The sequence below is a fragment of the Acetobacter sp. genome (genome assembly GCF_047721705.1).
Taxonomy (GTDB): Bacteria; Pseudomonadota; Alphaproteobacteria; order Acetobacterales; family Acetobacteraceae; genus Acetobacter.
This window is the reverse complement of sequence record NZ_JBDNXK010000079.1, coordinates 1-14,634: the sequence shown is the minus strand read 5'-3', so window position 1 is coordinate 14,634 and position 14,634 is coordinate 1. Positions and strand designations below refer to the sequence as shown.

Sequence of the window (14,634 nt, the reverse complement as noted above, 5' to 3'; positions counted from 1 at the left end):
ATATTTCATAATCACGCGAATGTGTAAATATTCCTAGAAAATATTATGAGATATGAAGCGTTGTCAAAAAAACACCGTACCAAATCTTCGTAAATGAAATTTTTGATCATTCCATTTCGTGCTGAGTATCAGTCTGTAAATTACGGCTTTTATATCCAGTTTGGAACAACGTAAGGACCATCTGTATGCATATTCTTATTATAGGAAATATGGGATATGTGGGCTCAGTAGTTTCCCAGTATATGCGGGAAACATTCCAAAGTGCTTATTTATCAGGATTTGACAGTGCATTATTTGCTCACTGCCTTGTGGGAGAACATCCTCTTCCTGAAATTTCTCTTAATAATCAGTTATTTGGCGATGTGCGTGATTTAGACCCTTCACTTTTTGAAAAGGTGGACGCTGTCATTTATCTTGCAGCCATCTCGAATGATCCCATGGGGCAACAATTTGAGGTCGTGACAGATATTATAAATAAAGAATGCTGCATTCTCGCTGCGAAAATGGCCCTTGATAAAGGCGTGAAACATTTTGTTCTTGCTTCAAGTTGTAGCGTTTATGGTGCGGCAGCTGGATCCGCACGGACTGAACTCGATTCGATCAATCCACTTACCGCTTATGCTAAATCCAAGGTCGCAGCAGAAGAACAACTGGCAGAACTTCAATCTGACAAAATGTTCATATCCTGCCTTAGGTTTGCGACTGCATGTGGATTCTCTCAACGCCTTCGACTCGATCTTGTTTTAAATGATTTTGTCGCTTCCGCACTTACTACTGGTAAAATTTCGATTCTCAGTGATGGAACTCCCTGGCGTCCTCTTATCGATGTCATCGATATGGCACGCATTATGGAATGGGCCGTCACACGTAGCGGCGATCCTTTTCTGATTGTCAATGCGGGGCGTAATAGTGCAAATTATACCGTTAAAGAGCTTGCAGATTACGTTGCAGATGCCCTTCCAGGCACCGAAATAACAATTAATGAAAAAGCTCAACCCGACAAAAGATCCTACAAGGTTGATTTCTCAGCTTTGGAAATATTAGCTCCTGATTATCTGCCAAGAATTTCGATAGCCACAACAATTAAAAGACTTATAGAAGGCATAAAGGATTCTCATCTTTTAAAAGAAACCCAACCATTTTCACGACTTGTCCGATTACATACACTCAAACAATTTATGGAAAAGGGAGTTCTCGATCAGGATATCAGATGGACTAAGTAATAGTCTTCTTTGTCAAATGAATTTATTTTTCTTTTAAAAACTGGAGTCTATAGTGATGAAAGCTGTTATTCTTTCCGGCGGTTATGGCACCAGACTTATGGAAGAAACTGAAGCTCGACCCAAACCAATGGTAGAAGTTGGTGGACAGCCTATACTCTGGCACATCATGAAAATATATGCCCACCACGGCATAAATGACTTTGTAATTCCTCTTGGCTATAAAGCAAATATGATAAAAAGATTCTTCATCGACTATTATGAAAATTCTTCTGATATTGAAATAGACCTTGCATCAAATACCGTTACTACCCTTAGAAAAAATTCAGATGCATGGAAAGTAACACTCGTGGATACCGGATTGGATACCATGACAGGCGGTCGACTGCTCCGCTTGGAAAAATATCTTTCTGATGGGGACTTCTGTTTGACTTACGGAGACGGTGTTACGGACCTGGATATAACAGAATCCATTCGTTTCCATAATTCACATGGAAAAATTGGTACGGTAACAGCAGTTAACCCACCTGCACGGTTTGGATCACTGGATATTCAGGACGGTAAGGTCAGTAAATTTCATGAGAAACCGGAAGGGAAAGGTCTGGTGAACGGCGGATTTTTCGTGCTTTCTCCAAAAGTATTTGATTATCTGGACGGTGATGACACCATATTTGAACGGGGACCACTGGAAAAATTGTCTGCGTCAAATGAACTTATGGCAATTTCTCATCCGGGATTCTGGTACTCCATGGACACATTGCGTGATAAAAAGCACTTAGATGAATTATGGGTAACCGGAAAAGCACCTTGGAAATTGTGGCAATGAGCACATTGCCCTCTTCCTCATATCTCGATGCGCTATTGAATGCATAAAAGTTGAAACAGATATCATCCGTTCCATACATTCTTCTTTCAAGGACACTTGATAACCACCAAAAAGCAGAATGTATGGATAAGGATCACATAAATGCCCAGCGTGTCGTCAGAACTCCACGTCCGTCAGGCGCGCTGATACGTCCCACAAATGCTGTGCAACGATTTTATCTTTTGCTGAGGCCGGCACGGTGGCCTTTCCTGGCGCCCCCGTGCGCTCACCTCGTCCCGTAGGACCGTAATAACCACCATCCTCCGCCAAAGCCGAAGCAGCCGCGTAAAGATATGGTTCCGCACCACCTGCGGCAGTCTGTCCAAAGAGGCCGAACGCCACCTTCGCACCCGTCTCAGTCAGCCACGAAATTACATTTCCGCCTGACGAGCCCGGACCATTCAGAACGATCTGTGTGCGTGCCCATCCGGGATGGACGATGCGCGTATGAAGCTTCCAGCCCTCCGCCTTCGCACGACGTGCCAATTCTTCTCCGAACATCAGATTGGCCAGCTTGCTCTGCCGGTAGGCTCGAAATGGCGTATAGTTGTGACGGGATTGAAGGTCATCGAAATAAATATGACCATCGCTGGCAGCCAGACTGGCCACGGCAATTACGGTTCCACCACGTTGTGAAGCTTCCAGCAACGGTTTCAGGCGCCCCGTCAAAGCGAAATGGCCTAGGTGGTTAACGCCAAACTGCATCTCGAAACCATCGCGGGTCTCGCGTCTCACGGGTAGCCCCATGACCCCTGCATTGTTGACCAGTATGTCTATAGCGGGAAAGCGATCGTCCAGGGTAGCAGCAAACTCTTCGATAGAAGCGAGAGAGGCTAGATCAAGACTGGCAGTTTCAGCCTGTGCATTCGGCACACGCTGAAGGAGAGTGGCCAACGCCGCTTCATTCCGTTCCGCAGAGCGCGCCGCGAGAATCACCCGCGCACCCAGCGCCGCAAGCCCACAGGCAGCTTCCAGACCGAGCCCACTATTTGCCCCCGTAACCACCGCCACCTGCCCATCCAGACGACGCAACGTGGTCAGAAACGCCGTGTGCTGTTCAATCCTGTCGACCGCTGCCATTCTCAAGTTCCTTCTCCATACCGAACATCAGTTCCGGATCATGACGCGCGGCTTCCATCGCCTGCTGCGTCAGTCGACGTTCATTTTTCTTGAGAAAGATGAACCCTGTCAGCAGAACCGCCCCCCCAACAATGGCGACGGTCCATGCCACCGGACCTGAAATCTTCAGAACTTCCTGTCCAAGATAATAGGTGGCCAGTGTATAGCCACCCGCCCAGCAGATACCGCCGAGCGCGTTGTGGAAAAGAAACGTGTGCCAGGGCATCCGGTTCGCTCCAGCAAGAAGCGCTACGAAGATACGCAGGATCGCAATGAACCGTCCGAAGAAGACCACGACGCCGCCATGCTGACGAAAGACATAACGGCCCAGCAGGAGTCGGTCAGTCGTAAGACCTATATATTTGCCGTAGCGGTTCAGCAGACGGAACCCGCACTCGCGACCGATCAGATAGCCGAAATTGTCACCCATGATCGCCCCGGTCACGCCGGCAATCACAATGCCCCAGATATGCAGCTTATGAGTCGTCGCACTGAACAGAGCGGCCGTGATGAGCAGACTTTCCGCGGGAAGCGGCAGGCCCATGCTTTCCAGCATCACCACAACGCCAATCACGCCATAGCCATAATGTGTCAGCAGCGTTTCGATATAATGTAACAGAAGGACATATCCCGGGAGCTTGCACGAACAGGTCAGGAACCGTCTGGACAGGCTTCTGTCAAGCCTGCACACCGGGAAAGCTCTTGGTCCGAGGAGGTTTCATGACCCGTCAACACAGCCCGGAAAATTTCTCTGGAGTCGCTCGTAAGGCGGCTCCCTGCGGCACCTGGCACTCGCCAGTCACGCCGATGCTTGTTGCCGGGCAGACCGTCACCCTGTCCGAGATCACGGTCAGCGTGGATACGGTGTTCTGGCGGGAACGACGCCCAGCTGAGAAAGGCCGCACAACGCTGGTGGTGTGGCGAACGGGAGCTGAACCGCACGACCTGACCCCGGCCGAGATGGATGTTGCCACCAAGGTCCATGAATATGGCGGTGGGAGTTATGCTGTTCACGGTGAAACAATCGTGTTCAGCAACCGCGCCGATGGAAACGTCTATACCCTGCGCCTGTCCGCTCCCTCTCCAAAGCGGCTCACTGGCAGCAAGGGCGCACGTTATGCCAGCTTCGCCTTCTCTCCCGATGGCCAGACAGTGTTCGCGGTGCGTGAAAATCATCAGGGCGGCGCAGAACCCGTGAACACACTGGTTGGTCTCGCGCTGGCAGACGGCACCCAGACAACCATTGCCAGCGGCGCGGATTTCTACTCGACACCGACCCCCTCTCCGGACGGAACCCAGCTTGCGTGGATCGAATGGACGCATCCAGCGATGCCGTGGACCAGTACACGTCTTTGCGTGCAACGTCTGGATGACGCCGCTTCCCGCCGTGTCCTCACGGGTGATGATCAGGCCGAGTCGGTGACGGAACCGCAATGGATCGACAACGACACTCTGCTCGCTCTCACCGATCGCAGCGGCTGGTGGAACATCTGGCGATTCGATCTTTCCAGCAGAAAAGCCACGCCCGTTTGCCCGATGGCAGCGGAAATTGGCCAACCCCACTGGGTGTTCGGACAGCGTAGCTACACGCTGTTGCCGGATGGCCGCATTCTCGCCTTGGCGGTCAGTGACGGGCAGACACGCACATTACTGCTGAAACCGGAGAACGGGGGGCACACGGCAGAAACACTGGATCTCGGTGTTCCCGAACAATGCCCCATTCCATTCGGCAACCATCTTGTCTGGCTGAACGCACCTGCCGATGCTCCACCCGCCATTGTGACCGGAGCGCCGAGTGTCATACCGCATGTCATACGTGCGGCAACTGCTCTGCCTTTCTCAGGCGACGATATCGCTCTTCCTGAAAGCATCCACTTTCCACTCGCCGATGGCGCGATGGGACATGCTTTCTTTTATCCACCGACCAACAGCCGCTACAGCGTGCCGGATGGTGAAAAGCCCCCCATGATCGTCACCGCTCATGGGGGGCCAACCGCCCGGGCCAATGAAGGCTTCTCTTTCAAGGTTCAGTGGTGGACCAGTCGTGGATTTTCCGTGCTGGATGTCAATTACAGCGGCTCAACCGGCTTTGGACGCGCCTATCAGCAACGACTGGAAGGGCATTGGGGTGTGCGGGATGTCGAGGACTGCATCGCGGCGGCACAGTTCATGGCGGAGAACGGACGGATTGATCCCAAGCGGATTGCCATACGCGGTTCAAGCGCGGGAGGCATGACGGTTCTGTCAGCTCTTGCCAATTCAACGATCTTCGCAGCTGGGGTGAGTCTCTATGGTGTGACGGATCTCCGCACTCTCGCCGAGGAAACCCACAAATTCGAGGCGCGTTATCTGGACAGTCTGGTCGGGTCATGGCCTGAAGAGGAAGCCATCTATCGCTCACGCTCCCCTCTCTTCATGGCTGATCGCATCCATGTCCCTGTCCTGTTTCTACAAGGGCTGGACGATAGCGTTGTGCCACCAGAACAGGCACGCTCAATGGTTGCCGCCCTACACAAGAATGGCGTTGCTGCTCCTCTCATAGAGTTTCCCGGTGAGGGGCATGGCTTCAGAGGCGAGGAAACAGTAAAGCGAGCATTCCAGCTTGAATTACTGTTTTACGGACGTGTTTTCGGTTTCACGCCTGCGGACATCAGTCTGTCTGAGGTGGATCAAAAGAAACTGGACGACATCAGACGATGAAAGTTTGAGTTGCGATACAGCGCCAATCGTTGAGGTTTTTGAGCTTATGCTGCCTTTCGCCAAGATACCGAGAGTAAGATAACCGCGTCTTTCGGAATTTTGTTGGAGGAGACAGGGTGCTTCATTTGCTCACGGCTCAGCATCAACAGTCCGATGATTCCAAGCCTCAATGAAGCATTGGAATCATATCGTGACCATACCTTACAGACGTTTCAGTCTAGGGCTGCTCTTTTGACTGTTCAGTATCCGAGGATTTCTCTTCCTTACTGGGAGTAGTGGGTTTGGAGGGAGAGTTTGTTGTTTTATTAGAGGGAGGCATACTTCCTGGCTGTTCGGATACAGTCCTCGGGTTATTCCATAGTTTCTTGGAAGGCTCGATCCGCGCTCCCTCCTTTGTTTTCGCAGCGACTGGACTTTTTCCAACCTGCTTGGCAGCGCTTTCTGCTGTTGGGGGAGTGCTGTTTTTGCTTGCCGTTTGAGCAAAACCCATTTGAGGAAAAATGGATAAAGCGCCACCCACCATCAGGGCCCATGCGAGTTTCATTACTTTTCCCCAGGTTAAAAGTTGCAATCTAATTCTAGAACGAATAATTCACACAGGGAGTTTGATTGTGAATATAATTTCATTTATGAGCTTTTTTGAATTATCACGTTTTATCAATGTGATAATCATAGATTATTTTAATTTCCCGTTTTTCTTCAAGATACTACAAACAAGATACCGCTCTCAAACGACATATCAATTCGAGTGCAAGCAGTCCTTTGGCACAGAGATGCCTCTATCCAGTGGGCTTCAAGGTACAGTACATCAATAATCATATTGCTTCGATTAACCTAAGGCGTGTCATCAGTTAACGCGCAGGATAGCGCGGACAAGCTGAACGGCCGCGAGGAAAGTAGCTTTCAGCTTATCGTGACACACTGCGATGCCCCTAAACTGTTTCAGTCCAGCAAAAAACTGTTCGATTTCGTTTCTCTTTTGGAGAGTGAGAAGCAAGTGTCTGTGGATTGCAGCGATTTTTTCTTGAAGGGATGACCGCTGTAATCTGCCGCGCATCGAGCAGTTTGATGAGTGGATGAGCGTCATACGGCTTGTCAGGGATAAAAGCCTCTGAATCGACTTCATTCAGCACAAGACTTGCTCCCGTGATGTCCGCCTTTCTCCAGCATCAACGACCGCATGGATTTTCGAAGTCAGTCCGCCATGGGACCCCCTGTGGCCTGATGTGCGCCTCTTTTTTACGGGTGCCTACACTATGCGGGTGAACGCGGACAAGCGTGCTGTCGATCATCATGTATTCATTGGCGTGATCAGCAGCCAGATGCCGGGAAATCCGTTCGATCACGCCGCTTTCGCCCTAGCGACGTAACCGTCGATGAACGTTTTTCCAGCACCGAACCGGACAGGCAGATCACGGCGGGGAATATCGGCGCAGTAACGATATAGAACCTCTTCCACCAAGAGACGGTTATCCGCAGCCGTCCCCTGGGCATGATCCTCACGACCCGGGAGAAGATCCTTTATCCGCTTCCACTAACTGTCGTTCAGACCATACGGACGCATCACACTCTTCCTGAAAGCAGAGAGAAAACCTCACAAATCAAGCAGGAATACAAGCACCCTCAAACCTCGCGTCCTAACTGACGATACGCCTTATGCCGCACGCCTTCCGAAATCGGAAATAATTGGCCGAAACAATTTTTCTCAGTTACATGTTCCCCTTACAATTCTTTGAAAGGTAAATTCGCTTAGCCATGGAAATCAACGAGACAGTCAAACGAGGTTCGGCAGAGCTGTGGCTGAATGTTGCATATGAAGCGCTGCTGGAAAACGGAGTTGATGCGGTAAAAATTTCCCCTTTAGCAGCGAAATTAAATCTTTCACGGACAAGCTTTTACTGGTTTTTCAGGGATCGAGAAGAGCTTCTCGAAGCTCTCGTTTCGTTATGGCGACAGAAGAATACAGGCAATGTTATCAAGCAAGCCGAGGCTTATGCGGAAACAATTCGGGAAGCAGTTCTGAATGTCTTCGATTGCTGGCTGGACACGAACTTATTTGACTCTCAATTTGAATTTGCGATCAGAAGCTGGGGACTTCAGTCCTCCTATATTTTATCTGAAGTACAACAAGCTGATGACTTACGTATCGCTGCGCTAACACGCATGTTTCAACATTTCGGTTATTCGGAGACGTCTGCCGAAGTACGGGCACAATCAATTTATCTGGTTCAGATTGGCTACATTACACGGCAAACCCGAGAGAAAACAGCTGAACGGATGGAACGTATTCCAAGTTATTTGGAAATTTTTACTGGAAAGAAGGCAACTCAACGAGAACTGGACCGTTTTTTTGCGCGCCATGGATACAAGTGTAAGAAATAAATTATGTGAAGTTGAAAATACAATACTTGGAAAGATCAAAGATGCCTTGACTAATTTCAGCCACTACAAAGAATGATTGATGGCTTCTTGATCTCTCCAGATTGAACTGAAAATTTTTCTTACACTCTCGTTTACAATAATTTGCTCATCTCAGGCAAAGCCTGAAATATATCTGCTTTAAGTCCGTAGTCCGCGACCTGAAAAATCGGCGCATCTGGATCTGTGTTAATTGCCACAATGATCCGAGAATCCTTCATTCCTGCAAGATGCTGAATGGCTCCCGATATTCCCGCCGCGATATACAGATCGGGTGCAACAATTTTTCCCGTTTGCCCAACCTGCCAATCATTTGGTGCATAACCGGAATCCACAGCGGCACGGCTAGCGCCAACTGCGGCTCCTATTTTATCGGCAAGCGGAAATATCAGCTTTGTGAAGTTTTCTGCTGATGCCAATGCCCGTCCGCCTGAAACTACTATCCTCGCCGCCGTCAGTTCTGGTCGTTCCGACTGCTCGCGCCTCTCGGAAATGAAAGTAGACGGGTAAGGGCGCAAGGGCGGCAAAGAAACAGTTTCAACGACGGCAGAACCTCCTCTTTCTCTTTCCGGGAAAGAGGAAGCCCGCACAGTTATAACCCGTTTCGGGTCTGTCGACTGAACGACCTGAATGGCATTTCCAGCATAAATGGGACGTTTGAATGTGTTAGAGTCAATAACGGCGATAATATCCGAAATCTGTGCAATGTCCAGCAACGCTGCTACACGAGGCAATACATTTTTACCCATGGAACTGGATGGGGCGATGAGCGTGTCGTAATCAGACATGATCGAGACAAGCAGGTCCGACAAAGGCTCAGCGAAACCATGTGCATAGCGCTCGTCATCTGCCACGATCACCTTGGAAACACCCGCCAGGGTAGAGGCGTCGCGAACGACATGATCGAGTCCTTGTCCGGCGACAAGAACATGTAGCTCACTACCAATCTCCAGAGCAGCAGAAACAGTCTTTACCGTTTCATCAGAAATTTTCTGATGATTATGATCTGACAGAAGAAGAACCGTCATTGTCTCTTACCCCGCTTGTCTCTGTACTAATTACCCAACCAATTAAAGCGCACTGATTTCGTTTTTTATTCGGTCGACCAGTTCAGATACCGATGAGACCATGACCCCAGATTTTCGCTGGGGAGGCTCCTGTGTTTCAAGAACTTTCAGACGTGCAGTAGTTGGAATCTGCAGCTCCTGCGGCGTCGTCTTGCTCAAAGGCTTTTTCTTGGCCTTCATGACGTTGGGAAGGGATACATAACGTGGCTCATTAAGCCGTAGATCGGTGGTAATGACTGCGGGCAATGCCACACCAATGGTTTGGAGACCACCATCCACTTCTCGCGTGACAATAGCTTGTCCATCCCGCACATCTACCTCTGATGCAAATGTTGCCTGTCCCCAACCAAGTAATGCAGCGAGTATCTGTCCCGTCTGATTTGAATCGTCGTCAATGGCCTGCTTGCCAGTTATGACCAGATCAGGACTTTCAGTTTCAACGATGGCACGGAGAAGTTTCGCGACTGTCAGTGGTTCAAGTATATCCGTCGTTTCGACAAGGATACCGCGATCAGCACCCATGGCCAGGCTGTTTCTGATGACATCCTCAGACTTGCTGGGACCGATTGAAACTGCGACAATTTCCTTAGCCAGTCCGGCTTCCTTCAGTCTGACAGCTTCCTCTATGGCAATCTCGTCAAAAGGATTGATCGACATTTTCAGACCGCTGATATCCACTCCGGACCCATCATGCCGGACACGGATCGTGGCGTTTGGATCAACCACCCGTTTTACGGGGACAAGGATCTTCATCTTTTTACTCCCATCACCCAAACATACGGTTAAATGTCTTTAGCCAGACGTAGAGCATCGAAGATGGCGGCATGGGTATTTCTTGCGGAAACAGCGTCGCCTATACGGAAAAGACGAAATGTTCCCTGCGGATTGCGCACCACAGTCTGGGGATGGCCCCCAGTGAGCTCATCATGTGAAATTTCCCCATGATTCACTGAACTTTCCTTTAGCTCGAAGTAAAGATCATCAAGAGGACGCGTACCATGATTCACAATGATCTGATCGACGATCCGCTCTTTTTCCACACCACCGTAATCGCTTCCCACCACGGCAACCAACTGATTTCCATTCTTTCTGACAGCGCTGAGGCGGTAGGTCACCGTAAAGGTCACATCCTGCTTCTGCAATGAGCGCATATAAGGAACAAGATTCATGGCCATGACCTCCGGGGCAAAAGACCGGTCGGGCGTCATGATTTCAACCTTAGCCCCCGCGGCAGCGGCAACCTCTGCCGCCTGCATTGCAGCGTGATCGCCAGCATCATCAAAGATTAATATGTTTTCTCGTGGTTTTACATCGCCGGAGATAAGATCCCAGGACGAGTTTACCAGTTCATTCCCTTCTGTAAGAACCTCGGTGTGAGGAAGGCCACCAGTAGCGATAAACACTACATCCGGCGCCTGTTCCTGAATTGTCTCGGCATCCGCCCATGTGTCGAAGTGAAATGTAACACCATGTTTTTCGCACTGGCTCATACGCCAATCGATGATGCTCATCATCTCGCGTCGACGGGGACTCTGTGCCGTAAGACGGATCTGCCCACCGGGTTCCGAGGCAAGCTCAAAGACCACCACTTCGTGACCTCTTTCAGCTGAGACTCTCGCCGCTTCCAACCCAGCAGGACCGGCGCCGACGATGACAACCTTCTTACGACTGTCAGCCTTTGCAATCACCTGCGGCATTGACACTTCACGTCCTGTCGCCGCGTTATGAATACAGAAAGCCGCACCGCCCTGATAAATTCGGTCAAGACAATAATTGGCGCCGACGCAAGGACGGATATCATCTTCGCGTTTTTCTACGATTTTCCGTACAATATGCGGGTCCGTCATATGAGCACGCGTCATGCCAACAAGATCGACTTTCCCCGATGCAATGGCATAACGAGCGGTTGCTACATCCGGAATTTTGGCGGCGTGAAAGGTCGGGAACCCCGTCGCCTCACGAATTTTCCCTGCAAACTCGAGGTGAGGTGAATTGGCCATGCCCTGAATTGGAATAACATCGGTCAGCCCTGGATCCGTGTCGATATGGCCTCGAACAACATTGAGAAAGTCAATAAGTCCGCTATCTTTCAGCCGTTTTGAAATTTCCAGACCTTCGGTCTCGTTGATACCACCCGGAAGTTCTTCATCTCCCGTGTATCTGATGCCAACGATATAATCCGGCCCCACCCTCTCGCGAATTGCTGTCAGGACGTCAAAAGTAAAACGAAGTCTGTTGTCGAGTGACCCGCCATAAGGGCCCTCCAGATCGTTTGTAAGCGGTGACCAGAACTGATCCATCAGGTGCCCATAAGCCTGAAGCTCAATCCCATCCATGCCGCCAGCCTTCATGCGTTCTGCAGCATCGGCATAGTCTTTGATAATGCGTTCAATATCCCAGTCTTCCATTTTTTTTGGAAAGGCTCTGTGGGCGGCTTCCCGGTTATGGGAAGGCGATACGACGGGCAGCCAGAACTCTTTGTCCCAGCGTGTACGCCGTCCCAGATGGGTCAACTGAATCATGATGGCGGCGCCCTGCTCATGCACCGCATCCGTCAGTTCCTTCATCCAGGGAACGACTTCATCCTTATAGACGAGAAGATTGTTAAATACTGGCGGGCTGTCTTTTGAAACTGCGGCGGAGCCGGCAGTCATGGTCATGGCGACGCCACCCTTGGCGCGCTCTACATGATAAGCCCGATAACGCTCCTTTGGCATACCATCCTCTGGATAGGCAGGCTCGTGAGACGTTACAATGATTCTGTTTCGCAGAGTCAGATTTTTTAACTGGTAAGGCTGGAGGAGAGGATCACCAGACATGAAACGGCTCCGAAATGATTTTCTAAATGATTAGGCATCAATGTACATTGGTGTCAATTAGGAATACATGACCGAACTCATAATTGTCTTAAGGCGACAATTATGTGCTTTATAAAGACAAAATTGTTTACCTTGCGGCCTTTTTTCGCGCGGCAAGCGGTTGAGAGAAGGAGTCTCTTTTTCCTCTTGCGTCTGCAACGTATGCCTCGCCCGTTTTCATAGGCGCCAATCATGGAAAATATCAGATTCTGTTTTTTATATTCTTCATATTATATCAAAAGAAAAATTAAATTTATGCTTTCTAAAAACTGATGAAAGCATGATTATTGATGACACCTATGTACTGAAGACGTTCAGATTGGTACATTCTGCCTTGACGATATCATTTCTGAATCGTTATGGTGTGTGCGCCTTAGCCGATCAGAAACAACCATTCCAGATCACTGTGAAATACAGGTTTTGTCGCAAGCATAAGAACTCTTGCAAATAAGAATAAGAGGCGCTCTGCCTAATAGAGACGACACCCTCTGAGCACAAGGTAAACGAAAAGGACGTTGTTGGTGACAAAGCTTTCTCTGGAAGAAATTCCCCTTAATAGTTTCCATAAGAAGCTTACCATATACTCCGCAGGTGGACCGTTTCTTGATGGGTATGCGCTCAGCATTATTGGAGTTGCCATGGTGCAACTCTCGAATCGACTTGATCTCAGCTCTTTCTGGCAAGGGCTCATTGCGGCTTCTGCTTTAATAGGAGCTTTTCTGGGTGGTTTTATCGGGGGCTGGTTTACTGATCTGTATGGACGAAAAATTCTCTATATGATCGATCTGATCTCGATCGTTGTGCTTTCTGTAGCTCAGATGTGGGTGCAGAACGGATTTGAGCTTTTCATCATAAGGCTGGGGATCGGCATAGCAGTGGGAGCTGATTATCCGATCGCCACCTCTCTTCTGGCCGAATTCCTCCCCAAAAAAGAACGAGGTCCCCTCTTGGCCAGTCTGGTCGTCGTCTGGTTTGCAGGGGCCGCAGCCGCATATGTCGTTGGGGATATTATTCTTCGTTATGGAGGTGAGGATGCGTGGCGGTGGGTTCTTGTAAGTGCTGCTGTGCCTGGATTGATTTTCTTCCTCGGACGTAGTGGCATTCCGGAATCTCCTCGTTGGCTTATGGCTAAAAACGAAGAAAAGCGTGCCGATGACATTGTAAAGAAAGTGTACGGAAAGCAGTATTCCTCAGATGATCTTCCTGCCATTGTCGATAGTGAACTCATCTCCGTCCGGAGACTATTCCATTCGGAATACGGACGACGCATGAAGTTTGTCTGTGTCTTCTGGACATGCGCGATTGTTCCATTATTCGCGGTTTATGCTTTTGCACCAAAAGTACTTCTCGCACTGCACCTTACAGGCACATGGGCCGCTTATGGATCTGTCGTCATCACAGCGCTATTTGTTGTCGGGTGTGTTGGCGGTATGAAACTTATAAATATATTGGGACGTCGTAAGATGCTGGTTTCCAGCTTTCTATTGTCGGGGACTTCTCTTTTATTTCTTGCTTTGTTTTCAAATGCCTCATCATTTTGTATTTTACTATTCTTTGGGGCATATGCTCTTTTCATCGGCGGCGCACAGGTATTATCGTATATTTATCCCAATGAACTCTTTCCTACTGAAGTCAGAGCATCTGCAGTAGGTCTCAGCACATCCATTTCGCGAATTGGGGCGGTAATAGGAACCTATTTCGTACCTGTGTCACTGACCTCTCTTGGAATAGCAAAAACAATGGGAATTGCTGCTGCAATATCTTTTTTTGGCGCGTGGTATTCCTGGAGAGAAGCTCCTGAAACTAGCGGGTTAGATCTTACTCAAACAGCCAAAGTGATTGTTTGAAAGAAAAAACTTCCCATCTGCTCTGAAAAATCACTTACCACGTATTACGAGCAATAAATGACTATATTTAAAATCAGAACTCATGCTTCCATATAGAACATACCACATTATAGAGATGTACATCACTGAAATGTTTTCTATCAGGCGGCACTTTTAGACAGATACGATTCCGAGACAGCATTGGTTTCTGTGCTTCTTCCATCTCATCGACAGCGTCTGCAAGCACCACATCATCACTTAGAAGCTACTGATCTAACCTGTTGTCAGATATGCAGGCCAATGGCCGGAATGCTTCATGATCGGCTGTATACCTATCAAAGCCCACCAAACGGCAGTTTCACTGTATAAAAGGAGCAGCCCAAGACAGTCGCAAAATCCGAGGCGAGAGATATTTTTCTTTGTTCAAAGCGGCGGGGTTTTTAGGGAACAAATTAAAAGTTTTATCCCGCCAACAATTTGATTTTACTTAAAAATCTGGGGACATATGGCGGAGAGAGTGGGATTCGAACCCACGGTACGCTATTAACGTACACACGCTTT

At 49.1% G+C, this 14,634-nt stretch carries 11 protein-coding genes and 1 pseudogene; 5 read left to right on the top strand and 7 right to left on the bottom strand.

Annotation, left to right across the window (positions count from 1 at the left end; all coding sequences use genetic code 11):
* Positions 1 to 185: 185 nt before the first annotated feature.
* Both ABF824_RS12585 and rfbF read left to right on the top strand, forming a co-directional pair.
* Complete coding sequence (locus ABF824_RS12585) at positions 186 to 1,223, top strand: NAD-dependent epimerase/dehydratase family protein (RefSeq protein ID WP_415489370.1); 1,038 nt, start codon at positions 186 to 188, stop codon at positions 1,221 to 1,223.
* Between the two features lie 55 nt (positions 1,224 to 1,278).
* Positions 1,279 to 2,046, top strand: coding sequence for a glucose-1-phosphate cytidylyltransferase (gene rfbF, locus ABF824_RS12580; RefSeq protein ID WP_415489369.1), 768 nt, complete (start codon positions 1,279 to 1,281; stop codon positions 2,044 to 2,046).
* A 156-nt stretch (positions 2,047 to 2,202) separates the two neighbouring features.
* Here the strand turns inward: rfbF and ABF824_RS12575 are convergent, their stop codons facing one another.
* Complete coding sequence (locus ABF824_RS12575) at positions 2,203 to 3,165, bottom strand: SDR family oxidoreductase (protein WP_415489368.1); 963 nt, start codon at positions 3,163 to 3,165, stop codon at positions 2,203 to 2,205.
* A complete protein-coding gene (locus ABF824_RS12570; protein WP_415489371.1) occupies positions 3,143 to 3,760 on the bottom strand; it encodes a DedA family protein in 618 nt (205 codons plus the stop codon). Before ABF824_RS12570 ends, ABF824_RS12575 begins: the two co-directional genes overlap by 23 nt.
* 164 nt (positions 3,761 to 3,924) lie before the next feature.
* On the opposite strand from ABF824_RS12570, the gene ABF824_RS12565 reads away from it, so the two are divergent.
* Positions 3,925 to 5,904 carry a prolyl oligopeptidase family serine peptidase gene (locus ABF824_RS12565; RefSeq protein WP_415489367.1) on the top strand — a complete coding sequence of 660 codons (1,980 nt, stop codon included), beginning with the start codon at positions 3,925 to 3,927 and terminating at the stop codon, positions 5,902 to 5,904.
* Positions 5,905 to 6,121: 217 nt separating this feature from the next.
* Here ABF824_RS12565 and ABF824_RS12560 read toward each other — a convergent pair whose 3' ends face one another.
* Together ABF824_RS12560 and ABF824_RS12555 are read right to left on the bottom strand one after the other, a co-directional pair.
* Positions 6,122 to 6,448: a hypothetical protein gene (locus ABF824_RS12560; RefSeq protein WP_415489366.1), complete on the bottom strand. Its 327-nt coding sequence runs from the start codon at positions 6,446 to 6,448 to the stop codon at positions 6,122 to 6,124.
* A gap of 303 nt (positions 6,449 to 6,751) precedes the next feature.
* Positions 6,752 to 7,429, bottom strand: a pseudogene (locus tag ABF824_RS12555) (IS5 family transposase).
* Positions 7,430 to 7,659: 230 nt separating this feature from the next.
* On the opposite strand from ABF824_RS12555, the gene ABF824_RS12550 reads away from it, so the two are divergent.
* Positions 7,660 to 8,286, top strand: a complete 627-nt coding sequence (locus ABF824_RS12550) for a TetR/AcrR family transcriptional regulator (protein WP_415489365.1) — start codon at positions 7,660 to 7,662, stop codon at positions 8,284 to 8,286.
* 131 nt (positions 8,287 to 8,417) lie between these two features.
* Here ABF824_RS12550 and ABF824_RS12545 read toward each other — a convergent pair whose 3' ends face one another.
* From ABF824_RS12545 to ABF824_RS12535, 3 genes are read right to left on the bottom strand one after another with little or no spacing between them, the layout of a single operon-like run.
* Positions 8,418 to 9,350 (bottom strand): electron transfer flavoprotein subunit alpha/FixB family protein, encoded by a 933-nt coding sequence (locus ABF824_RS12545; RefSeq protein ID WP_415489364.1) that lies wholly within the window; start codon positions 9,348 to 9,350, stop codon positions 8,418 to 8,420.
* 42 nt (positions 9,351 to 9,392) lie between these two features.
* Positions 9,393 to 10,142 carry an electron transfer flavoprotein subunit beta/FixA family protein gene (locus ABF824_RS12540; RefSeq protein ID WP_415489363.1) on the bottom strand — a complete coding sequence of 250 codons (750 nt, stop codon included), beginning with the start codon at positions 10,140 to 10,142 and terminating at the stop codon, positions 9,393 to 9,395.
* A 29-nt stretch (positions 10,143 to 10,171) separates the two neighbouring features.
* Positions 10,172 to 12,208, bottom strand: coding sequence for an FAD-dependent oxidoreductase (locus ABF824_RS12535; protein WP_415489362.1), 2,037 nt, complete (start codon positions 12,206 to 12,208; stop codon positions 10,172 to 10,174).
* A gap of 560 nt (positions 12,209 to 12,768) precedes the next feature.
* On the opposite strand from ABF824_RS12535, the gene ABF824_RS12530 reads away from it, so the two are divergent.
* Entirely contained in the window at positions 12,769 to 14,094 is a 1,326-nt protein-coding gene (locus tag ABF824_RS12530; RefSeq protein ID WP_415489361.1) for an MFS transporter, read from the top strand.
* The last annotated feature ends 540 nt before the right edge of the window (positions 14,095 to 14,634 follow it).